Origin of the sequence: Dyadobacter psychrotolerans, assembly GCF_004349265.1 — a bacterium.
GTDB lineage: Bacteria > Bacteroidota > Bacteroidia > Cytophagales > Spirosomataceae > Dyadobacter > Dyadobacter psychrotolerans.
Genome location: NZ_SMFL01000004.1, coordinates 25,575 through 48,388 on the forward strand (window position 1 = coordinate 25,575; position 22,814 = coordinate 48,388).

The 22,814-nt window shown below is 42.8% G+C and carries 15 protein-coding genes; 4 read left to right on the forward strand and 11 right to left on the reverse strand.

Annotation, left to right across the window (positions count from 1 at the left end; all coding sequences use genetic code 11):
* Positions 1-7: 7 nt before the first annotated feature.
* The 10 genes from E0F88_RS11780 to E0F88_RS11825 form a co-directional block, all read right to left on the reverse strand.
* Positions 8-2,020 carry a T9SS type B sorting domain-containing protein gene (locus E0F88_RS11780; protein ID WP_131958462.1) on the reverse strand — a complete coding sequence of 671 codons (2,013 nt, stop codon included), beginning with the start codon at positions 2,018-2,020 and terminating at the stop codon, positions 8-10.
* A gap of 148 nt (positions 2,021-2,168) precedes the next feature.
* Complete coding sequence (locus tag E0F88_RS11785) at positions 2,169-3,983, reverse strand: OmpA family protein (protein ID WP_131958463.1); 1,815 nt, start codon at positions 3,981-3,983, stop codon at positions 2,169-2,171.
* Positions 3,984-4,475: 492 nt separating this feature from the next.
* Positions 4,476-5,801 carry a type IV secretion system DNA-binding domain-containing protein gene (locus E0F88_RS11790; protein WP_131958464.1) on the reverse strand — a complete coding sequence of 442 codons (1,326 nt, stop codon included), beginning with the start codon at positions 5,799-5,801 and terminating at the stop codon, positions 4,476-4,478.
* A gap of 2 nt (positions 5,802-5,803) precedes the next feature.
* The gene (locus E0F88_RS11795) at positions 5,804-8,278 is read right to left on the reverse strand and encodes a hypothetical protein (RefSeq protein ID WP_131958465.1); all 2,475 of its coding nucleotides are present in this window, start codon (positions 8,276-8,278) and stop codon (positions 5,804-5,806) included.
* Positions 8,279-8,403: 125 nt separating this feature from the next.
* Entirely contained in the window at positions 8,404-9,339 is a 936-nt protein-coding gene (locus tag E0F88_RS11800) for an OmpA family protein (RefSeq protein WP_131958466.1), read from the reverse strand.
* Positions 9,340-9,345: 6 nt separating this feature from the next.
* Positions 9,346-10,299 carry a hypothetical protein gene (locus tag E0F88_RS11805; protein ID WP_131958467.1) on the reverse strand — a complete coding sequence of 318 codons (954 nt, stop codon included), beginning with the start codon at positions 10,297-10,299 and terminating at the stop codon, positions 9,346-9,348.
* Between the two features lie 266 nt (positions 10,300-10,565).
* A complete protein-coding gene (locus tag E0F88_RS11810; RefSeq protein WP_131958468.1) occupies positions 10,566-11,189 on the reverse strand; it encodes a hypothetical protein in 624 nt (207 codons plus the stop codon).
* Between the two features lie 259 nt (positions 11,190-11,448).
* Complete coding sequence (locus E0F88_RS34990; protein ID WP_131958469.1) at positions 11,449-13,752, reverse strand: sensor histidine kinase; 2,304 nt, start codon at positions 13,750-13,752, stop codon at positions 11,449-11,451.
* Between the two features lie 257 nt (positions 13,753-14,009).
* On the reverse strand, positions 14,010-14,879 hold the full coding sequence (locus E0F88_RS11820) for a response regulator (protein ID WP_131958470.1): 870 nt from the start codon (positions 14,877-14,879) through the stop codon (positions 14,010-14,012).
* A 31-nt stretch (positions 14,880-14,910) separates the two neighbouring features.
* Positions 14,911-15,225 carry a hypothetical protein gene (locus tag E0F88_RS11825; RefSeq protein ID WP_131958471.1) on the reverse strand — a complete coding sequence of 105 codons (315 nt, stop codon included), beginning with the start codon at positions 15,223-15,225 and terminating at the stop codon, positions 14,911-14,913.
* A 515-nt stretch (positions 15,226-15,740) separates the two neighbouring features.
* Here E0F88_RS11825 and E0F88_RS11830 point away from each other — a divergent pair.
* Positions 15,741-16,619, forward strand: coding sequence for a c-type cytochrome (locus tag E0F88_RS11830; protein ID WP_131958472.1), 879 nt, complete (start codon positions 15,741-15,743; stop codon positions 16,617-16,619).
* A gap of 339 nt (positions 16,620-16,958) precedes the next feature.
* On the opposite strand, the gene E0F88_RS11835 is transcribed toward E0F88_RS11830, so the two are convergent.
* On the reverse strand, positions 16,959-17,510 hold the full coding sequence (locus tag E0F88_RS11835; RefSeq protein ID WP_131958473.1) for a dihydrofolate reductase family protein: 552 nt from the start codon (positions 17,508-17,510) through the stop codon (positions 16,959-16,961).
* A 307-nt stretch (positions 17,511-17,817) separates the two neighbouring features.
* Between E0F88_RS11835 and E0F88_RS11840 the strand changes: the two genes are divergently transcribed.
* The 3 genes from E0F88_RS11840 (at position 17,818) to E0F88_RS11850 (ending at position 22,809) form a co-directional block, all read left to right on the forward strand.
* Positions 17,818-18,891, forward strand: coding sequence for a LacI family DNA-binding transcriptional regulator (locus E0F88_RS11840; RefSeq protein ID WP_131958474.1), 1,074 nt, complete (start codon positions 17,818-17,820; stop codon positions 18,889-18,891).
* Positions 18,892-18,967: 76 nt separating this feature from the next.
* The gene (locus E0F88_RS11845; RefSeq protein WP_131958475.1) at positions 18,968-20,845 is read left to right on the forward strand and encodes an ulvan lysase-like protein; all 1,878 of its coding nucleotides are present in this window, start codon (positions 18,968-18,970) and stop codon (positions 20,843-20,845) included.
* A 425-nt stretch (positions 20,846-21,270) separates the two neighbouring features.
* Positions 21,271-22,809 (forward strand): glycoside hydrolase family 28 protein, encoded by a 1,539-nt coding sequence (locus tag E0F88_RS11850; protein ID WP_131958476.1) that lies wholly within the window; start codon positions 21,271-21,273, stop codon positions 22,807-22,809.
* The last annotated feature ends 5 nt before the right edge of the window (positions 22,810-22,814 follow it).

Consider the following 22,814-nt stretch of genomic DNA (forward strand, 5'->3'; position numbering starts at 1 on the left):
AGATTATCTAACGTGCAAGTCTGAAAGCACCCCTTTCTTCTCCTTGCTCTCCATTTGAATACCTTACCTTGATGGTAAAGTAATAAAGGCCAATAGGGGCGGGTTGAGAGTTGGTAAACCCGTTCCATAAATTATTTTTGAATTCCGTATCTCGCAGCGCATAAATGACCTCTCCCCACCGGTTGTAGACCTGATAGTTTTCAATTCGCCCGATACAATCGCAAAAGACTTGAAACACTTCGTTTTTATTATCACCGTTTGGTGTAAAAACATCCGGAAATGACATCGGGCAGGGTTTGACTACAACCCGGATAGCAGTGGAGCTCTGGCAGGTTGAACCTTCATTATAAGTAAGCACATAGTTGGTTGTGTGTATGGGGCTTACCGTGTTACTGGGGCAGCTGGCACAATCCAGTATTCCCTTATCTGCCGTCCAGTTGTATGTAAATATTCCAGCAGCGTTTATTTCACCCGACAGCTGTCTGCTTTGACCGAGCGTGAGGGTAAAATTCTGAGATTGCGGCGCGGACTGTGACAACGGAATTTTATCACGCATTTGAATTGAGATTGTGACAATACTATCACAGGCAAATGATCTTTGAATCCGTACGGTAAAGGTGCCAGCTGCGTTAAGAAAGGTGCTTCCTATCAGTATACTATCGCCCTGGCAAAGCAATCTTTCAATCTGCGTTCTTGCAATGGGCTTGACTGAAAGATGGACAGTTGCAATACTGTCGCAAAGGTTTAATCTGTGGATGCGACGTGTATACCTTCCGCTGTGACTAATCAGCGTGTCGCCAAGAGTATAGTATTCTTCCTCACAAATTGAAACATTTACAGTACTTCGCGCCAGAAGCTTCAATGTCAACTGGGTATTGACAATGCTGTCACATCTGCCTGTTACTTTTAGGGTATCGCTGTAAATTCCTGTTTGTTTATGCCTTTTTGTTCCGACGAGAATGAAATCCCCCTCACAGATCGTTAGCTGTTGATTGGTTACAGGCCTTGGTGTAATGTTCAGATGCACCGTTTGGATCGAATCGCAGTAGCCGGCCCTGGGAATACGAATGTAGATTGTTTCAGATTTTACGGCTTTGATTTTTTTGTTTGCAATTAGCAGCGTTTCCCCTTCGCAGCCAGAAACAGTAATCGGTGCGGGTTCCAGGGGCAGCACGGGTTTGAAGTCCAAACGGAAGCGGCAATCTTCGCCTAAACTTGAGAATGGCAAAAGGTTTACAAAAATGGTCTGGTCTTTGACAACCTTTGTTTTGATCTGTCTGGTCTTTTGGCCGTTAAACCACTCATAGCCGGAAAATCCCTCCGGCGCGCTGAGCACGACTGTTGAGTCCTCCTGACAGTACACGACCGTTTTTACCTCTGCTTTGGTAAGTTCTGAGTCAAAATAACCATAACCCCAGTGCGCGCCTTGGGTACAATCATTGGTACGAATGGAGATCGTAACCCGTTTTCCAATATACTGTCTTAAATCGATGCTTCCTGTTGTCCAGTCTCTGAAAACGGTCTCTTTAACCGCCTGAAAACCGGGTATTCCTCTGCCTGATGCCACTTCATAGAAACCACATGGGCTTGTTTGTCCATCGATCTGTACGGTGATTGAAAATGCCGGTTGCTGTTCTTTGTCGTGACCCGGATCCTCCATGACGACAGCGAACTGATAGCGAAATAAACTGTTTTGTTCCGTGGCAAAAAAACTAGTACTGATCTTGTCAAAATTGTTGCCATTTTGGGCGTTTCCGATACGCACAGAATAGCGGCTGCCTGGAGCGACCGTAGCGATGCCAACTTTTGGGTCGCGGCCATCTGCCAAAGACATGATTTTGTGACCGTCATTGAGGGTTCCGGCTACTTCATTTTTAAAGATCATACCTGCCGAACTAGCAAAAACCTGTCCGTGTGAAAGCACCCAGCCGTCAAAGTTACTACGTTCAAAACCGATGTTCTCCTGCGCTGTTGTCAGCAGCGGTGTAAGTAAAAATAGTTTGAACAGAAGTTTTTTCATTGCATTGCTGAGATCAGTCGGAGAGTAAAGAAAATTAGGCTTGGTAGTAAGCAAAGCCAGGTCGAGGTCACGTAACCTTAGTAAGGATCTGTTAAGCCTATGGATTGTCTATAAGAAATTAATCGACGAATTCCGGCAGTGGTCCTAACTATTTAGAGATGATGTCAATTTCAACCCTCCTGTTTTTGGCCATGTTTGCTTCGGAAGTATTGGGTACCATTGGCCTTGTGCCTCCAAATCCTTCGACGGCTATGCGGCCTTGCTGGATGCCTTTGCTAAGCATGTAGCTTTTGACCTTTATAGCTCTTAACGCGGAAAGCGATCTGTTTTTTTCCGGGTTTCCTACGTCATCAGTATGCCCGCTTACCTTAATTGTCATGTTTGGATTGATCTTCAATTTTTCGATCCATTTATTTATTTCAGCGTTGGCCGCTGGCGGGTCTACGAATTCATCTTTACTCTGAACGAAAACGATGTTGAGAATCGAAGGTTTTTCAGGTGTTAACTCGGAATGCTTAGGTGCGTCTGCCGGTTTTAAAACGGTTGCAACAGGAGGATTTGATACCAGTACTTTTTCAGGCTCAAAGGGCTTAATTGAAGGCTTTTTGAAAATATTGCAGCCCGCCAAATCTGCGTTGTGGAACTGCGCAACCGCTTTTACGAGCCTTCTTCTTACCAGATCGACTTCGAAAATTTCAAATCTTCCCGTGACGTAGGTCCGGTTAACACCCTGTGCGTCTTTTTGAATAAGAATATCGCCGTAGCCAAATCCAGTGCCTAGAAACCCAGTTAAAGGTAAACCTTCTATTGCAAACATTTCAACAATTCTAGGCACACCTGAGATATCAATTTTTGTGATTGTTCCGGTTGTATTACTAACAAGACATATGTATCCGTTTTCATCGAAGCAAAAGTTTCCAAGTGCGGTATCGTATTGTAAAAACGGATTCTTGTTGTAAGCATTAGAAGGTTTTCCTAAAGGGCAGACTTCCCAAATTGTAGTGACTTCATCGGTTACCGGGTCGATTTTTACCAGCTTATCGGCTTGTTCTGTTAGGAAGTATAAATTTCCGTTATTGTCCGTACCGCCCGACAGCCATTGGGCATACCAGTGACCGTCCACAGTCGGAACCGGAAGTGTCCAGCTAGTATAAGCGCCCCTGCCTGTTGCAGGATTGTATGCGTATACCGGCTGACGTTTATCGGTAGAATTGGACGTTACGGTATAAAGAATATTGTCGAAACCCTTTGCAAGTGCTACTGAAGGAAATGGAATTACCTCCCGATGTATTTTGGTCAACACAGCCTCTGGCTCCAATTTGCTGATTTCTCTAATGCTTTGCCCGTGACTATAAGGACCTGGAGGGATTGGATTAACGCGGTCGTTTAAAGGCTCATCGATCATTCCTTTAATAATTCCATATACTTTGTCGTCACATTCGCAATCCAGATATTTTGGATTTCTCTTTTTTGTCTCGTAGAGCTTTTCATGGAAATTAGAAGCGAACAGGATTTGCTGCTCGGGAGAGTCAAGCCTATGAAAGGCAGCTGTAACCCTGGGATCGTCCTTTCTTTTTACCTCCGGGTAAAATTCACCGATAATCGTTCGATTTCCCGTACCGGAAAATCTGAAAACATATACGCCCTTTATTTTTTTCTTTGTCGTTTTATCTGCCAGACCGAAATAATAGAACATATTTTCATCCTTTTTATATCCAGCGGAAAAGGTACCGGATATACCGGACACTTTGGTAGAATCGGTGTCGCTGTATGATATAACTCTTCCATATAGGGTATCTGCGTTCATTTGCTGAAACTGAAGCTGAAATTTGCTCGTTTTAGTAGTGTTGTTAGCAAATACATAGGTGAAGTATCCCTGCCAAAGCCCCAGATAAGGATTTTGTGCGTTGCAGATCGATGAGCACAGCATTGCTGCAAGTAGTAGAATTGATCGCATGTTCATAGCAAAAGGTAAAACGGGTGTTTCACATTGAGTGTTAAATTATTTCAAATGATTTATATGAATGCTGATCCTCAGCGAGTATATGTTTTTAAAACCAGCATAGTTATTTCAGGATCAGTACCAGAATAGGCTTGGATTTTCTTTATAGTTTCCCCCAAAAACCAATTGCAATATATTTTTGTCTGAAAATTTCGAATTTCAAATACATTGCCTCAAAACAGTCCGGGTTTCATACTTTGTTTAAATTTCCGTTGCGATACATAATTTATTACAGAGATATTGTGATCTTGCCAAAGATCTCAATGTTAATATAATCTTTTTCGAGAACGGGATATTCACTGTATTTCCGGGATAAAAAAGTAAAATGTGCTTAGCAGGAAAGCCAAAAAGCACCCGGAGCTGATCTATTAGCTCAGGGTATCATTGTTGAGTTAATAAGGCAGTCAAGGATTATAAAAAGATTTTGGATGACAATAAATAAAATGGATAAAACTAAGTTTGATATTCGCCAAACTGAAAAATAAATGGATTGCCTTCCGGTAGCCCAACAATAGCTTTTCCAATTGTCAGATTTGATATCTCCCAGTCTTCGATCACTTTTAGTGGAACCACATCTAAGGAAGACTTTCCAAAAGGGTCTGAGTAAGACACTTTTTTTTGTGCCAGGCCGTATCTGTTTTGAATAAATTCACGGGATTTTATATCATCTATATGAAACGAAAAAACTGTCCGAATTCCGGATAATAGACTTTGACCCAGATATTCGCCATACTCGTGATACACTTGCGGAATATTCTGCACCCCGATTATAAACTTTGCTCCCTGACTTCGCCCAAAATTCACACCATTATCAAGATATTTTAAATTTGGAAGAAGACTAAACTCGTCGATAAAGAACCAAACATTTCCTTTGGGATTTGCTGTTTTAGATGAACTGAGTGTCTCTTTAATGGCCAGGTCGAACAATAATCTGTATATCGGCGTCAATACATTACCAACCGAAATGTCATATTCCAGAAAGATTGTTTTTCCTCCTTTGTTTCTTACTAAGTCTCTAATCGATAGGTTGCCCTTTTTACGGAAATCCCCAATAAAGATTTCGCCTAAAAGCTGATTCAACTCTGCGATCACACCATCTGCCTGGGCAGATGCGTCTTTTGAGATGTAGCTTGAAACCCTGTTTTGTTTATATAATTCAAAAAACTCCTGTAATTGCTGCCTTCCGGAGATTTCGAAATATTCAATTAAATCTTCATTGTTATGAAGGTCTTCAGGAAGTTTCTTGGCGCACACTGTTAAGAATGTGGCCAGTATATCTTTTGCAGCCTGCGGAAAAAAAGGTGAGTTGGAATTTTTAATTTTATCGACAAACAGATTTGCAGCAATTTCCATCGCATTTTCAGTAATACTTTGATCTGTTTTATCAATAGTCAATTCCGAGAAAATATTCCAAAATTCGGCAGATCCTTTAAACCTTGTGGTGTCATTACTAATGACGATATCCCCGTCACTGTAAAATTGATCATAGTAATCCCCTTTGGTGTCAAAAACGATCATCAAGTCATCATCAGTAAGCTGATCCTTGATTTGAGAAATGACTTGTGAAATGGCGTTTGTTTTGCCTGTTCCGATATTGCCCAAAAAAAGCAGATGCTTGCTTAGTAGTGCATCATCAAGAGGTAGTTTAAAAGAAGCTCCGATTGCATCATGCCCGGTGATGGTGCATCTGGGTTTTGAATCAGGCAGCTTTATTTTTTTATGATCGGTAATCAGCTCCTGACCTGCAAAATGCGTGATGTGATTCTGTAAGTGACTCATTATTATCTGTTTGATCCTTGTGAATTAGAATTTCCTGATGACGAGCTGCCTGAGCCCGAAGATTGTGAACTACCTGAGGATGAACCGGAACCTGCGTGTCCTCCTGAGGAACCAGAACTAGTTTGCCCGCCGGATGAGCCAGAACCACCCTGACTGCTTGATGAGCCAGAACTACCTTGGCCGGTACCTGTCTGTGGTTGACTTGCGCCGGTATTTTGAGAACTTCCCTGATCTTTTGCCTGCTGTGACTGAATTCTTGATTCACCTGAAGGCTGCTGACCGCTACTACCGGAAGTACTCTGATCCTTTCCCTGCCTGGATGTATTACCGGACTGCTGATCTGAATTGCCGGCATTACTTTGAGAACCGCTCTGATCTCTGGCTTGCTGTGACTGAATTTTTGATTGTCCTGCCGACGATTGTTGCTCGCTGTTGGCGGAGTTATTCTGTGAACTGCTCTGATCTTTTCCCTGCCTGGATGTATTACCGGACTGCTGATCTGAATTGCCGGCATTACTTTGAGAACCGCTCTGATCTCTGGCTTGCTGTGACTGAATTTTTGATTGTCCTGCCGACGATTGTTGCTCGCTGTTGGCGGAGTTATTCTGTGAACTGCTCTGATCCTTTCCCTGCCTGGATGTATTACCGGACTGCTGATCTGAATTTCCGGTATTACTTTGAGAACTGCTCTGATCTCTGGCTTGCTGTGACTGAATTTTTGATTGTCCTGCCGACGACTGTTGTTCGCTGTTGGCGGAGTTATTCTGTGAACTGCTCTGATCCTTTCCCTGCCTGGACGAATTCCCGGACTGCTGATCTGAATTGCCGGCATTGTTTTGGGAGCCGCCTTGATCTTTGGCTTGCTGTGACTGAATTTTTGATTGTCCTGCCGACGACTGTTGTTCGCTGTTGGCGGAGTTATTCTGTGAACTGCTCTGATCCTTTCCCTGCCTGGACGAATTCCCGGACTGCTGATCTGAATTGCCGGCATTGTTTTGGGAACCGCCTTGATCTTTGGCTTGCTGTGACTGAATTTTTGATTGTCCTGCCGACGACTGTTGTTCGCTATTTGCGGAGTTATTCTGTGAACTGCTCTGATCCTTTCCTTTTTGAGTTTGATTTACAGCTTGCTCAGATTCGTTTTTAGAATTTTGCTTAGAATTGTCCTCCCTGGTCGGCGCTGCCTGATTCTCGGATTTTCCTTTTGCCTGCTCGCTTTCGTTTACAGGTTTTTGTTTTGAATTGTCCTGGTCGTGAGACTGCTGAGAGTGGTTCTCGGATTTTCCTTTTGCCTGCTCGCTTTCGTTTACAGGTTTTTGTTTTGAATTGTCCTGGTCRTTAGATTGCTGAGAGTGGTTCTCGGATTTTCCTTTTACCTGCTCGCTTTCGTTTACAGGTTTTTGTTTTGAATTGTCCTGGTCGTTAGACTGCTGAGAGTTGTTCTCGGATTTTCCTTTTRCCTGCTCGCTTTCGTTTACAGGTTTTTGTTTTGAATTGTCCTGGTCGTKAGACTGCTGAGAGTKGTTCTCGGATTTTCCTTTTGCCTGCTCGCTTTCGTTTGCAGGTTTTTGTTTTGAATTGTCCTGGTCGTTAGACTGTTGAGAGTGGTTCTCGGATTTTCCTTTTGCCTGCTCGCTTTCGTTTACAGGTTTTTGTTTTGAATTGTCCTGGTCGTTAGATTGCTGAGAGTGGTTCYCGGATTTTCCTTTTGCCTGCTCGCTTTCGTTTACAGATTTTTGCTTTGAATGGTCCTGGTCGTTAGACTGCTGAGAGYGGTTCTCGGATTTTCCTTTTGCCTGCTCGCTTTCGTTTACAGATTTTTGCTTTGAATGGTTCTGGTCGTTAGACTGCTGAGAGTGGTTCTCGGCTTTTCCTTCTGCCTGCGGAGCGTCGTTTTTAGAATCCTGCTGTGAATTTTCCCCAACCTTCTCTATTTGTGACTGAATTTTTGAAGAATTTTCTGAATTTTTCTCATCACTTCCGTTTTCTGAATTTTCAGGGGACGAAGCCTTCTTGCTTTCATTTGCTTCCGGCGATGAGCTTTTTTCATTGTTGGCCGGCTTATCAAATTCTTGTGTTTGTTTTCGTTCATATGCTTTCGTCTGAAGATCAGAGTCAGCCTCGTCTTGCAGTTCCTCTTTTCGTCTTTTTGCTTCAGACATGGCTTCTACTTGCTCAAAGGATTGGTCTTTGTCTTTTTTTGTTTCATCCAAAGACTTTAATTTTTCAAATAATTCGTCTGTCTTAGCCCGGTCTGTTAGGATCTGAGAAGAATGAGCATTGGACTCAGGACTTTTTGAATCACAGTAAGCTTGAACCTTGCTTGCTCCTTCCTGACGCTGAGATTCATTTATTAAACTGTGTGCTTTGAGTACCTGATTATTGGATGACACAGGTGCAGAAACAGCGATAATTACGGCAAGGCCCGCAGAAGTTCCGGTATACGCACCTGCTAGAAAATCTTTTATTTTAGACATATCAGAAAATTATCTAAGGTGTTGAACATTTTCTGTCCATTTCCCAGGTCTAACACCAAGGGGTTCATCTGAAATTTTTTTAGAGGTTCAAATTATCGGTCGTAGTTTTTTATCTCTCCAACCAATCACAAATTTGGCAGCACTACCCAGTAAAAAGTCACCACCCGACGTCTGTGGTCACTTTTGGAAACATTTGCGGGAAGACCTCTGGGGATTTGTTCTCCTCTGCCAAGCACTTTGATAGTAATTTCAAGCTGGTCTGCCGTATTCTCGTTACGTTTCGTGATAATTTTAGCAAGAAGCTGCTTAACAGCCGTGGCCCTTAATTCTGAAAGTTTTTGATTAAGACGGGCACTGCCGGGTTCAGAAGAAACGCCATCCTCACTCTGAATTCTACGGGCCAGATCCTTGTATAACTTCGAACCTTTGTCAATGGACGTGGCGTCCGAATAGCCGGTTACAATGATTTCGCCTTTCAGGTTTTTGAAAGAACCTTTATACTTACCTGCAAACGTGTAAAGCTTTTCTACAATAGGTTTAAACAGTTTCTCGCCTTCCTTGATTTGCTCGGGTATCAGATTATATTCACCAGGGCTAAACAAAGCACCGATCTCAGATTTACTAAATGTCACATTTCCTAGAAAGTCTACGACAACCTCCGTTTTTTTATCTAGAATCCTGACATCATTTGTAGCGTTTGCAACTGCAAGGCTTAGTTGATCGACAACTTGTTTTTGACTTTTTTTACTCCGTTTTGCTTTGAAATCATCTGCTTCTTTTTCTGCTTCCTGCAAAGCTTGTTTTTGCTGTTGGATCTTTTCATTTTCTGATTTAACAAATTCCTGAATTTCCGTATTAGCCGATTCGGCTATGCTTCCTTCGCTTGCCGCTTTGTCTGCCTGCGATGAAAGCGCAGCCAGTGTTTTTAAAGACCGTTCCTGGGATTCCTTAGCTGCTTCCAGTGCTGCCATCAGATTGTCCATAGGTTTTGGTTTCGGACTGCAGCCCCAGAAGAATAGTATTGCTAAAATCAACAAAGACAGTTGTATAAAATATTTCATAATCTGTTATTTAATTTCGGGATCTGGTAGAAAGGTAGGGCCGTGCTGTTTCTTCTTCTGAACAGTTTTGGCTCTCTTTGAGGAGTTTACGGGCGTTGGGTTTTCCAGCGATCTCATATGTTCTTTTAATTCCCGGGATGGGTTTAAACTATACGCAAGCTGATACCAGGCGACGGCGTTTTGCCTGGAACCGGAACTTGCATCATTCTGAAATACAAGGAAATATTTGGCCCCTCTCGCCTTATAAACTATGTAGAGCGAATCGATTATTTTTCGATTCGAACCACTTTGTCTAAGCTTTGCAAATGCATCCGCTGCATTGGCAAAAAGCGTCTGACGATCCCTGACACTGAGCTCGTCAGCAAACTTGAGTTGCACAGCCGCATTTGACCAATTCATGGGATAACCCGTTGGCTGCGGCTGGGATTCATAGGTCTCTTCGCTGATCGGTTCTGGTTGTTCACTGTCCTCTCCAGGAAGGGATTCCGTCTCTTGTTCAGTTGCGAAAGGCTGTGTGTACACGGCTGTGGTATCTGCAAACTCTTCCGTCGGCTGGTGAGAATCCTGTGCTGGCGATTGATCACCCCATTTGTCTGTTGTTTCTTTAAAACGATCCAGCCACTGATCTTTTCTATAATAACCAAGCGCAATCACTAATACGCCAAGCAGAAAGAATATCGGATATAGCGATCTGAAACGATTGGATTTCTTTGCCAGTTGATCTAATTTCGGTGGCCCTGAGAAAGTTTGTGTAGGTTTTGGAGCAGGAGCTTTGCTTACCGGACGGTTATCATCATACCACTCTACGCGCCCGTTGGGCTCAAAGCGGCCGATTAACCTTTTTCCGGTATGATTATCTTTTGCCGCCCAAACCTGTCTTCCCGAAAGTGCATCATAAGACAGATTTTCGGTGAGCAGATACCGGTTGTCAATAATGTTATTTACATTATACCGAGCCATAACGTTAACTTGTAATTATATAAAAGTGAAGCCAAAAATTACCAGTAATCATTTGCAAAGTAGTGCAAAAAATTACTGTTGATTTTAGCGGTAATCTGTATTAAATAACAATACGTAATACCGCAATTAAAAAATGTAAGCTGTTAATTTTACGATTGTTTGTGACGTTTTCACCTAATCCCGGATATCGCAGGATGTTATCGAATACATCAGAAAGTTGTATTTGGGAAATAGGATTTATAACAAAAGATTGTTGCAAAGAAAAATTAAACGACGGATGGCTTCCATTTTTCTATTGCATAATCACCCAGATTCTGGACATCCAAAATAACGGCGCCAATTTCCCGAAGCATTATTTCGGTATCTGCGCCCGGTTTTGTATAAATAAGCGCTCGGGAAGCTGCTGAATTGCCGGTATTAAAAGGAGATATTCCTGCCAGATAAACTACATTTCCTGTGCCGCCCTTAGTATTTATGATTAAGGAAAATGCCTGTTTTTTACACCAAATGTATACAAGATACGCGCCGTAAGCGAAAGCTCCTATGGCAAAAAACATTCCGAATCCATCGGAGGTAAATGACCCAACTCCGCGGTATACTACGGTTGAAACAAATAAATCGAGTAAAATACCTGCTATAAACAGCAACAAATTAAAAGTGCTGCCCTTGTAGATTTTAATATCGGATACTTCTGAAATTGAAACCTCTTTGTGGATAACACTCCAGCCACGAATATTTTGACCAAGGGCCTGAAATAATAAACGCTTATTGGTAACTTCCAGGTATCCCTTCGAATTAATGCCAAAAAAACGTGAAACAAATTCAGTACACTGATAGGACTTGACGGATTGCTCTCCTTCTGATGGGGTAATGTTTATTCCGAGAATCATAACGTATGGTTTATTTAGAGGTTACAGGGGTTTATATTTATCTCCTAAAGGAACAATATTTTGAGAAATAAATAATCATTCAATATACATAATTGTAGGTTTTATAGCTAGCTGTCTTAGTGAAAATTTATCGGTTGATACGTAATTTTATCTGATAGCTCTGGTTGTTTTGGAAGAATTAAAAAAGAATAACATATTTCATAGTTGAAATTTAATAATGTGTTTTTTAAAATTTATAATCCGTGAAAGATATAATTTATCAAGACAAATTTTCAACCAGATCAATTTTTTTTACCGGCTTTGGTATATCCGTAAATTTCATATCAAAACGTGCTCCTTCTTCATTAGTGTATTTACATTTTGCATCAAATTCGGATGCAGTTCCTTTAATAAGTTTGAAACCGTAGCTACTGTGTTTCACCGAAATGTCGAACCCGGGACCATTATCTTTTACGGTAAGAAGGCATTCGCTGTTTTCCTGTTTTGTCAAGGTAATTGAAATGAATGCCTGTTTCTTAGGGGCTCCGTTAAAAGCATACTTAAAACTGTTTGTGACCAATTCATTGACAATAATTCCGGTTCTAAGCGCCGAATGTATTTCCAGGTCCACATCGGCATCAATCAGGATTTGAACATTTTCGGAAACGCTGTAGGCCTGATTTATCAAATCGCAAAGGCTTCTCAAATGGTATTGCATTCCCACTCTTCCCGGTTTATTATCGTTTTTATAGAGTTGCTCGTGTAGCAGTTCAAAAGTGTAAACCCTGCACCGGAGCTGATCCATTGGATCCGGATCCGACATTTTTTCTGCTGCAACTTCCGCAAACCTTCTCACAACTCCGAAATTGTTATCGACACGATGATTAATCTCACCATAAAGTCTTTCGATGATGATCTGATCTTTCTGAATTTGTTCATAGCTGGCAGACAACTGCTGTTGGCTGAGTATGAGATTTTCGTTACTGGTCTGTAAATGATGCCGGCTGCGGGCAAGCATATACATAAAGCTTAACAAAATGGCTGTGAAAATGATGGAAAGCCCTATAATTTTATTTCGCTGTTCCAGTTTGGTTTCAGTTATCTGATGCGCCTGGGTTTCTATTCTAAGGCTGTCTGATTTTTGTTTGACGCCATATCTTGTTTCAAGCTCTGCTAATTTATTGCTGTTTGTTATCGCAATTATCGAATCCAGACTTTTGGGTAGCCCGGTTGATGTATTTAAAGAGTCAGCTGCAAACCGAACGGTTTTAAGATCAGTGATCAGATTTTTTTTTGAAAAGTTTTTCCGGAAAGTACTGTCAAGAAAAATTTTTGAGTTTACCTGCCGGACTTCTTTTGAAACGCCCATTAAGGTTTGTAGCTGCGTATTTTTTCTGTCTGCTTCCTGTTGAAGTGATTTGGGCACCATCTCGTTTACCATTTTCAGCGACCTGATCAACAACGAATCGGCTTTTATCGTCTCGCCTGTTTGTATGGACCGGGTCATCTTAGCGCCAAAATTGATCAAAGCCAGCAGGTCTGATTTTATCGTCCGGTTAAGACTGTCAACAAGTGCATAATAGCGGGATGCTATACGGTGATTTCCAAGTCCGGCATAGTACTTTCCACGAAAGTTCTGCATCAACGCCCAACCAAAAGAATAATTAATTTCTTTATAAATCACTTCTGTTTTTTCAATGTATGGCAGCATCGCCGAGTAGTTGCTCTCGGCAAGGCTGTTCTGGAGCAGACCTGTATAGGTTACCCCTTGGGTAATCTTGTCGTGAATCTTTTCCGACAAAGCCAGCGCCTTATTGTAATGCTCGTAGGCCTTGGCAAAGTTTGCGTTAAAGCGGTAGCGATCAGCAAGGTAATTTTCGGCCAGTGCAAGCTCTTTGATGTAGCCGTGTTTTCTGAAGTAATCCATGGCTTCAAAAATGAGCTGGTCAGATGAGTCTCTTTTGGCCAGTCGAACGGAATTGTTGTATAGTGCCGATTTGGACATCGCCAATAGTTTTGCGTCTTTTAACTTGTTAGCAATTTGAATACTGTTTTGAAAGTATTTAGCTGCATTAGCCCGTTCATTTAAATTGTTGTGCACAATCAGTCCCTTTTGATAGCGCGCCCATCCCCGTATTGAATCATTGCGGCCTCCATGAAGAAAATGTTCGATTATCTCTTGCTGGGCCTTTTGATATGGATTGGGTTTAGACAAGGTGGCCAGAAGCATATTACCCGAAGCTGAAAACATCAAAAGTGAGTCACCTGAGCGCTGGGCCGTTTCAAAAGCTTCCAGAAAACTGTTCGTCGACTTTTCCAAATCGTAAAGACGATAAATCAGTTCCGAGTAAAGAATGCTGCATTTAGCTAAAATTCGCGTGTCATGAAGATTTTTACCTAATAATTTTGCTTGTAAAAGGAGCTCAATTCCTTTTTCTGGTCTGGACCTGCCTGTTTGATCGGCAAGCAAAATAAGACTTTCTGCTTTATTTCTGAGCTTACCGGCAGCTGTTCTGCTAAGCTGTGCCGACACTAATAATGGCAGCAACAAAATCATAGTGAGAAACCAGTTAAACCTTTTCATTTCGGGTTAATGCGTTGTAGGTAGTTGTATTATGATGCTCTGTCAGAAAGAAATGCTGTCTCTTGGATTTGTTTGTCTGGTGTAAATTCTAAAATGTCATTCAATTGCCTGATAATGGTTATGTATAATAGTGCAATACTGAAAAAGTTCTTCTTTACCTTCAATGGATACGTCTCTGTTTGAAACCGGTGTAACAAAGATGGCTGCCGAAATAATTATTATTAGAAATGCGGGATAATCAGCTTATTTCCGGGATATTATTTTTTTCTTGCAATTGCCAGCTGCCATTGTTTTAATACATTTTCGCGGCAATTTACTGCAACGGTAAATTGCTTGTTGACAGTAAGTCTTACCAGATTGGAAGCCTTCAGGGTGCAGTCAATGTAATTTGCGTTTACAATAACGCTTTGATTGCATTTGACCATAAATTCGGGTAACAGTTGACCTATGCCTTTAATTGTCTGTCGGTTACGAAAGACCCGCTTATCTTTTAGATTTATTTCAACGTTGTTGTTTCCATCGCTATTGGTCTTGTTGGCGCTCTGGATAAAAGTGATTTGGTCAAAATGGAATGTACGCTCCACATGAGAAGGTGCAGCTTCATCATCAGGAAGAGTCATGCCGCTATTCAATTCTATAACTTTTAAAACAATAACCTCATTTTTTAAATCAATTGCTTTTTGTTGTTCGGAACGGCTATCAAGGTCATTTTTTTGATCGACATAATGCTTCTGCTGAGAATTTGCAATTTCTATTTGAATCCAAAGTTGCCTCATGTCAAAAGGTTTTTTAGCCTTTAAAACAAAGTTGGCACCCTGGATCACCTTTATTCGCTGCAGATAGGCATCTCCGTAGTACTTAGATAGAAATATAATGGGAATATCAGAAATCCCTCTGATGTAGGTTCCAAGGTCAATTCCATCGTTTTCACCATTAATTTCGATGTCCAAAACTGCAAGCGACGGCTTGTGCTGATTGAACAGTATTACGCCTTTCTCATAGCTGTTTACTATTTCACCTTGTTCAATTTCAAGTACTTCAAGTCCCTTCCGGGTCAGAAACGTCTGGACTTGTTCAAAGAGAATATATACATCCTCGACAAGTAAAACCTTATTGTTAGAGGCCATGAACTTAAAGACAGATCGGGTGGGTAATTCGTTATTTTTCGATGGTCATATTCAGAATGGGGTAAGGACCACCCTGATGACCAAGCCCGCTTAAAGCGAGTTTACAGTGCGTTTTTCCAGCATTAGAAATGGGGTTGCGGTTGTATAAAGTGCAGTATGCCAAATCGGCGGCTTGCGTATCCTTAATTACAAACTGATTTCCGTCAGCCTTAAGATTGATAAAAAATCCATTTATAGAAGTATCCTCATCCTTGCCGTCGCAGAAGACTGTAAAAAGTGCTGATAAGATAATCAAAACAAGTGTTTTCGCAACGGGCACAGCGGTAAGCATACTTAAAGGAGACAAAAATGAAAGGTTTATTTTTTAATGGTTTAGCGCGAAAACTAGTTATGGTAGGCCGTGAGCTTTTTGGCTTTCTGTGCACTGAATGTCGCTTGCATCTGCGGCTATCTGATAGTCGAAAACAGCATTTATGGTTTTAAAGCCGGTAGGCATCGTAGCTTTTACAGAGATATTTTTCGTTGAGCTCATAGGTGCTTCAAAAGAACGGATTTTTTCAATATCTGCCGTTCGGGGTGTTCCCAAGTACCCAGTTCGTGTTCCCAAATGGGCAATTTGTGTTCCGAGTGAAGAAATTGCGTGAGGAAGCTGATCAAAAAGAATATAATTCTGTTCGATTAGTTACCAACAATTATTAGGACGGATTTTTTTCTCGATGGTATGCCAGACGTAAAGAAAGCAATGATTCAGACCTTGCGCTGTTGGCCTTGCGAAGCAGAACCGGGAGCGGCATCATGTCGCCGTTGGCTGCATTATTATTAGCATAATGTTTTTATCGGAAGAATTTGACCAACTAGTCTATGTGCATTATCCAGGAGGCGACCTTGGCGCAGCCCGGCACCTTTCTTTATGTACAGATCATCAGTAAAGGCCTTGAAGGAAATGTTAAAAACGGCCGGATCTACTGTTTGGTTTCTGAGGGAATCAAGCCTGGGCCTAAACCCAAAATGCTTGATGAGCCATCAGGCAAACCGGTCAGTTACCTGGATCATCCCGACGGCTGGCGGAGAGACAATGCGCAAAAGGAGCTGCTCGTTCGCTCAGATAAATCCCTCGCAAGCTTTTTAGAAAAAATGGCAACACACCAAAATAGACAGGTATCTGCGTTGGGCAGGCTTCATGCGCTCGGGACTCTGAATGGACTTGGTTCAATTTCAAAATCTGTTTTACTCACAGAGATCAAAGATCCCTATGTTCAGATCCGTAAAGCGTCTATGCGTATGACCGAGCCCTATCTGGCCAAACAAGATCCGTCTTTTTTGACAGCCATACAGTCGATGGCCAACTACATCAGCAGGGATGTATTGTCACAGCTTCTTTTATCACTGCGCGTTTCCGGCTCAACACAATCAGCGGATATTTTCAAAAAAATAGCAGAACAGATCCTGGCAGATCCGCTGCTAAGCGGTATTCAAAAGAGTTTAATCAAAAATGAGGGAAACCAGAAAATATGGCATCAGCTAGCTGGTCTGCCGCCAGCCGCACGCAAACCCATACCGGACGGAACGGATATATTTCAATCGCTTTGCGCAGGCTGCCACGGGCCGGAAGGCCAGGGGTTGCCAGAGAAAACCGCTCCGGCGCTGATCGGTAAATTCAAACTCATAGAGAAAAAAGATGTAGTGATTAAAATCCATGTTGCATGGTCTGCGTGGTCCGGTAGATCAGCAAACCTCTAGTGATCAGATGCCGCCGATGGGTGCCAACAGCGATGGATGGATTGCTTGGGCGCTTAGTTATGTACGCTATGATCTTTGCATGCGCAGCTTCCCTAAAATATGAGCGATAGCTATATCAATGGCGTTATCATAAGCCTGAACAGGTAAAAAAGCTACGAGAGCAGACCGCCGCAAGAACTTCAGGCCGGACATGGATGCACTGGTCAAAAAGCCTGGCGGGCTAAATCAAATCAGAAAGTAGCAGCGAAAGCCATAGAAATGGGGTCTGTTTTTAAAGCCCTCTGTCTTTGTTGATAATCTGATCTGCCATTTCTTTCGGGCTTTGGATTGGTTTTTCCTTTATTGCTTTAAATAATGAAGCGCAACAGCCCCGGACTTAAAAACGAGTGTATCAACCAGTTTTAAATTAAGATTTTCGTCAAGACTGCCCTGATCGAGTAAACGTCTTCCTCTGCCCACAATTACCGGGTGTACCACCAAATGAAATTCATCGATCAGTCCGGCTGCCATTAATTCCGGAAGCAGGCTGACGCTATCTACTGAAATTTTCTTTCCGGGTTGCTGTTTCAATTTCAGAAGTTCCCCGGAAGGGTTCCCGCGGATGATCCGTGTATTATTCCCGGCGCTCTGCAACGATTTTGAAACAACAACTTTATCAATTGAAGTAAGCTTTTCTGCAAATCTAATTTCGTCTGCGGTGCCGGATTGATTTGCTGCAACATCGGACCAATACGGAAACATCAGCTCATACATGACACGGCCGAAAAAAAGCAGATCCACATCATCCATCGTCTGTGTGAAATAGTCATGAATACTTTCACCGGGATTAAAGACTGTGTGGTCGCAATACCCGTCTAAACTGATATTCATTGCAAATGTTACGGTTCTCATTTTGTTGGTTCTCGTTTGGATGTAAGAATATTAGTCAAAATTAGGAGATGTTACCAGATATTATGCGGGCAATCTGCGTCAAAAAAGGGGCCTTTTGGGCCAAACGACGGTCGGTGATGGGAAATCAGGATTATGATAAATGTTTGTGCTATGTCTGATCTCTGAATACAGAGAAATACTGTGTATGCGGGCCCGGCAGACATCAATTCAGCATCTCTGAGCCGGATTTCATTTACTCGTATGTCAATTTCTAATCAGCGTTTGCGCCGATTGTTTATATTTGACAATCATTTTAGGCAAAATCATAGTGGAAGAAAAACAAGATAGCCTGCTTTCAGGGGTGAAGGAGATTGCAAGAAGGGCAAAGGTTTCCAGAGCAACTGTTGACCGGGTGATCCACAACAGACCCGGTGTATCAGTCAAAACCAAGAACCGCATCAATGCCATAATAAAGGAGCTTGACTACCAGCCTAATGTGCTGGCCCAACGGCTGGCGCTGACATCAAGGGGTATCATCCGGCTTGCAGTTTTGCTACCTGATATTTCGGAAGAAACTGAATACTGGAAAGCGCCGCTGGAAGGAATTAATAAAGCCGAGGCGGAGATAAAACAATACGGTCTGCAGGTGGATTACTATTTTTTTGATCAGAATGTGCAGTCGGTATTTGCCCTTCAGGTCCAGCAGATCATGGAAAATAATCCGGATGGGGTGCTGATAACGCCCACTTTTGAGCCTGACTCGATCCGGCTTCTCGAGTATTGCAAAACAAAAAAGATTCCCTGCGTGCTGATGAATTCAGACATTGCCGGCCAGCACAGACTTTGTTACATCGGCCCGGAGCTTTTTGATAGCGGGTATCTTTCTGCGCAGCTGGTACATTATTGTCTCAAGGACCAGCAAAAAGTGATGATTGTCAATATTGCCAGGGAAATTGAAAACAATGCGGCCATCCTTGTTAAGGAAGAAGGGTTTCTTGCCTATTTTAAGGAAAAGCTCTCTGAAAGGCTTCTGGTGGCACTTAATACAACTGACACGCGTCATCATGCTGTCGCTGCCAGGCTTAACGAGCTGTTGGAACTTGAAAGTCACATTGGTGTGATCTACGTTACCAATTCACGTGTTTCGCTAGTTGCCCAATGGCTCGAATCGATCGGAAGAAGTGATATTATTTTGATTGGCTATGATTATCTGGCTCAAAACATTGAGTTTTTAAAAAGAGGAGTTATCGATTTTCTGCTTTGTGAAAAGCCGCAGGAACAGGGTTACCGCAGTGTGATGACCTTGTTTCAGTTTTTGGTTTTTGGCACGCTTGTAAAGGAAGATTATCTGATCCCGATCGATATCATCACCAGCGCCAACTATCGCTATTACAGAAACTAAGCGAGCATCTATTATTTTTTCTTAATTTCGTGCACGTGCCCTGTGTCTCTAATTCTTTTCCAACCCGCTTTATATTATGAAGCATGCCGGTGTTTTTGCGATATTGATTTTATTTTTTTTATCTGTCGAAGCGGTTTGCCAGCCTATTCAGATTAAAAAGGAATATGCTTCAACGCTTTTGGAGCTAACCAATACGTTGTATGACCTTCAGATCGATCAGCCTACACATACCGACTGCGGCGCACTGGCCTGTAAAAACTGTAATGTTCTGCACACCAGGGCGGCCGAATCGGTTTATCCTTTTGCGGTTGCCTACAGGATCAGCGGGCAAAAGCGATATTTAAAAGCAGCAAAAAATGCAGCTTTCTGGTTGATTCGCCAGCAGCAGGCTGACGGCAGCTGGAAGGAAACACCCGAAGAGTGGACCGGCACGACAACAGACCAGCTTTTGATGTTACTGCTGGCATATGAGGTGATTTCCGATAAACTCGGCACCAAGGAAAAAAACCTTTGGATGAATGCATCCGGGAAGGCAGCCGATTATCTGTATAATGTGATGAAGCCCGAATTTGCAAGTATCAACTATGTAGCCACCACCACCGCCACGCTGGCGAAGGCTTATGCGCTGACAGGTGTTGAACGTTACAGCAAAAAAGCCCGTGAACTTGCTCACCGGACCATTTCCAAAATGGATGACAAGGGTTTTATCAATGGAGAGGGTGGCAGGGGCTTAGGCTCCAAACTTGGCATTGACCTGGGATACGAAATGGAAATGTCTCTGTGGGGCCTTGGACTTTATGCCAGGATTAGCGGCGATACGCTCGTAGACAACCGTGTGCGTCAATCACTTAAAGAACATCTGTATTTCATCTACCCGGATGGATCGATGGATAATTCCTGGGGAATACGCTCGAATAAATGGACAATGTATGGAGGAGCTACATCTGATGGCTGCCAGGCGCTGCTGTCGCTGTATGCCGGCGATGATGAAAGGTATGCGGCTGCTTCCTACAAAAATCTGCTGTATTTAAGAAAAAATATTCTGTTCGGCGGGCTTATTGGTTACGGGCCGCATCATGCAAAGGTTTTTGAGAGCCTGCCGTGTATCTATCCCACCTTCACAAAGGCTAAAAATCTGGCCCTGGCCTATCAGCTGGAAGAAAAGGCCAGCCGTCCTAATGTTAAAATACCTTCTGAGCACACGGGCTGGCTGAGGTATTTTGAGAATCTGGATGTAGTGCAGATCAGAACAAAAAATTTCATGGCTACTGTAACAGCTTACGGCTACAAAGACCAGATGGCCGGCGCTAAAAGCAAATATATGTTCCGGCCCAGCGGCGGGGTGGTTTCCTATTTATGGGCCGAAGGTTATGGGGCTCTTCAGGCTTCGAGTGTGACAGAGTACTCGCGGCCCGAGCCAATGAGTTTTCCTGAGGCGCCCGGCGTGAAAAGTTTAACGCCCCGGATCTCTTATGCGGATTCATCCGGCTATTTTACCAATCTGTTTGAGTTCGATGCCCGGCTGAAAACGAAGCAGGCCTTAGCGGGTAGCTTTAGCCTAGAGGCAAAAGGTGAGCTTAAAAACAGAAACTGGATTAATGGCGGTGTGGCCTACAGCATTGACTATACATTTGCCGATGATTTTCTCGAAAAAAAAATCACCCTCACTTATCATGATGCTTTTCCTGTGATCACGATCACTGAGCCTTTTATTCTGGAAGCGGGCGCTGAGATGATCCGCAATAATGATTCAACTGTTTTAATAAACGGCACTGCGAAGAACTTTGTTTTTTCAACTAACCCGGCGGCAGCTACCCTGATAACGGGCAAAGATGCGCAGCATTATTGGGCACCGTATCCGGCTTTAAAAGCCTTTCCAGTCGAATTGCTTGTAGCTCCTCCATCGGAAGGCTTTCAAAAAACAATTGTTTATAGAATTTCAGTAAAAAATTGAAATAAACTTTTAAACATTACATGCTTATCAAAAAATGCCTCTGTCGGCTGCAAATCCGCTTTTTAGTAAGTTTATTTATTGTCAAATACTGATTTGGTATTCTTTTTCAACCTTTTTTTAGTGAATTAGATAACGATGATTTGGTCAGAGGATTTTTTATTTTAATTTTGTGCACGTGCCCGGTTTTTATTTCGTTCTTGTTTTATAACTGAAATCATCCGAGCAGATTTTATTTTTACCAAGTTTCGGGTACGTGCCCGATTTTGATTGACCGAACTTTGAATAGAGATTAATTAAAGAAGAGTCACTGGATAAGGCGTGTTAATAAATGCTGGAAACTTTTATGTAGATGTAGGGAAAACATTGCAGCCCTGGGTTAGTTGGTTTGGCTTACAGCGGGCGCTAATAAAAATTTATTGAAACAAATGAGAGGACTCACCAGAAATATTGAACGTTTAAGCATAGGTATTTTATCGGCTTTGTTGTTGGTCATTTCAACACAGCTTAGCGCGCAGACCTATGATATTCGCCAAAGCGGAGCGGTCGGTGACGGGGTAACGGATAACACGGCATTTATTCAAAAAGCAATCGATTCCTGCGCACTTACAGGCGGCATGGTGTATATTCCCAAAGGTGTTTATCTATCGGGTACACTGATTTTAAAAAGTAATGTAACACTGCATGTATCCGCTGGCGCAACGCTTCTGGGACAGCCCAACACAAAGTTTTATCCCTATCAGAATGCGGGCATCCGCTTTTATGGAGAAGATTGGGCAAAACAGGCGCTGATATTTTGTAAGGGGCAAAAGAATGTGGCCATCGAGGGGCAGGGGACAATTGATGGACAGGGGGCCTCGTTTGTAACAACTACCCTAAAAAAGCCCGACCGCTACAAGGACAGGCCGTATCTGCTTTGGTTTGCCGGCTGTGAAAACGTATCGGTACGTGATGTTCGGCTGCAGAATTCAGCGTTTTGGATGCAGCACTATCTGGGGTGCAAAAATTTGCGTATTGACGGTATTAAAATTTGGAATCACTCCAATAAGAACAATGATATGATCGATATCGATGGCTGCTCCTATGTGACCATATCGAACGTGATCGGTGATTCAGATGATGACGGCATTACCATAAAAAGCACTTCGCCGCTTTTATCAGAGCACATTACGATTACCAACTGCGTGCTCAGCAGCCACTGCAGTGCGATCAAGTTTGGCACAGAATCTGTCGGCGGATTTCGAAATATTGCTATTACCAACTGCGTGATCAAGCCTTCGGCTCAGCTTACGACCATTTACGGCAAACCTGCTGGTATTGGCGGGCTGGCCATGGAGATTGTCGATGGTGGGATCATGGAGCAGGTAACGGTCAATAACCTGGTCATAGATGGCGCGGAGGTACCGCTTTTTGTCCGGCTGGGAAACCGGGCCCGCAAACACATCGAATCTGCTGCAAAGCCCGGGCTGGGTAAAATCCGAAATATCAGCATCTCAAATGTGCTCGCAACCGGCGCAGGTCTAACAGGCTGCTCATTTACAGGAATAAGTAAATCGCCAATTGAAAATATTTCCCTTCGCAACATCAGCATCAGCTTTCAAGGAGGCGGGCTTGCCGCTGACGCCAAACGCGTTGTAGAGGAATTGGAAGATGCCTACCCTGAGGGGACCATGTTTGGAAAACTTCCCGCGTTTGGAATTTACATTCGTCATGCCAGACAGATTAAAATTTCAGGCATTACTTTAAACTACAAGACCAACGAACAGCGCCCGGCATTTTTCCTATCAGATACCGATGATTTCTCCATATTGGATAATGATGTAAAACCTGGTGACGGATCGCAAGTCATGGCCATCGTTGAAAACAGCTCCAATGGGTTGATTTCAGCGAAGTCATATAATTTTCCGGCAGCTAATTTTCTTCAAAAGGACAGGCTGTCAAAAAACATTACGGCAAAAACGGAGTAAGAAGT

Bases quoted from the DNA above. Each gene is read 5' to 3' on its own strand.
- E0F88_RS34990 (WP_131958469.1), bottom strand. From the start codon at position 13,752: ATGAAAAGGTTTAACTGGTTTCTCACTATGATTTTGTTGCTGCCATTA.
- E0F88_RS11830 (WP_131958472.1), top strand. From the start codon at position 15,741: ATGTGCATTATCCAGGAGGCGACCTTGGCGCAGCCCGGCACCTTTCTT.
- E0F88_RS11810 (WP_131958468.1), bottom strand. From the start codon at position 11,189: ATGATTCTCGGAATAAACATTACCCCATCAGAAGGAGAGCAATCCGTC.
- E0F88_RS11820 (WP_131958470.1), bottom strand. From the start codon at position 14,879: ATGGCCTCTAACAATAAGGTTTTACTTGTCGAGGATGTATATATTCTC.
- E0F88_RS11805 (WP_131958467.1), bottom strand. From the start codon at position 10,299: ATGGCTCGGTATAATGTAAATAACATTATTGACAACCGGTATCTGCTC.
- E0F88_RS11850 (WP_131958476.1), top strand. From the start codon at position 21,271: ATGAGAGGACTCACCAGAAATATTGAACGTTTAAGCATAGGTATTTTA.
- E0F88_RS11835 (WP_131958473.1), bottom strand. From the start codon at position 17,510: ATGAGAACCGTAACATTTGCAATGAATATCAGTTTAGACGGGTATTGC.
- E0F88_RS11800 (WP_131958466.1), bottom strand. From the start codon at position 9,339: ATGAAATATTTTATACAACTGTCTTTGTTGATTTTAGCAATACTATTC.
- E0F88_RS11790 (WP_131958464.1), bottom strand. From the start codon at position 5,801: ATGAGTCACTTACAGAATCACATCACGCATTTTGCAGGTCAGGAGCTG.
- E0F88_RS11785 (WP_131958463.1), bottom strand. From the start codon at position 3,983: ATGAACATGCGATCAATTCTACTACTTGCAGCAATGCTGTGCTCATCG.
- E0F88_RS11780 (WP_131958462.1), bottom strand. From the start codon at position 2,020: ATGAAAAAACTTCTGTTCAAACTATTTTTACTTACACCGCTGCTGACA.
- E0F88_RS11845 (WP_131958475.1), top strand. From the start codon at position 18,968: ATGAAGCATGCCGGTGTTTTTGCGATATTGATTTTATTTTTTTTATCT.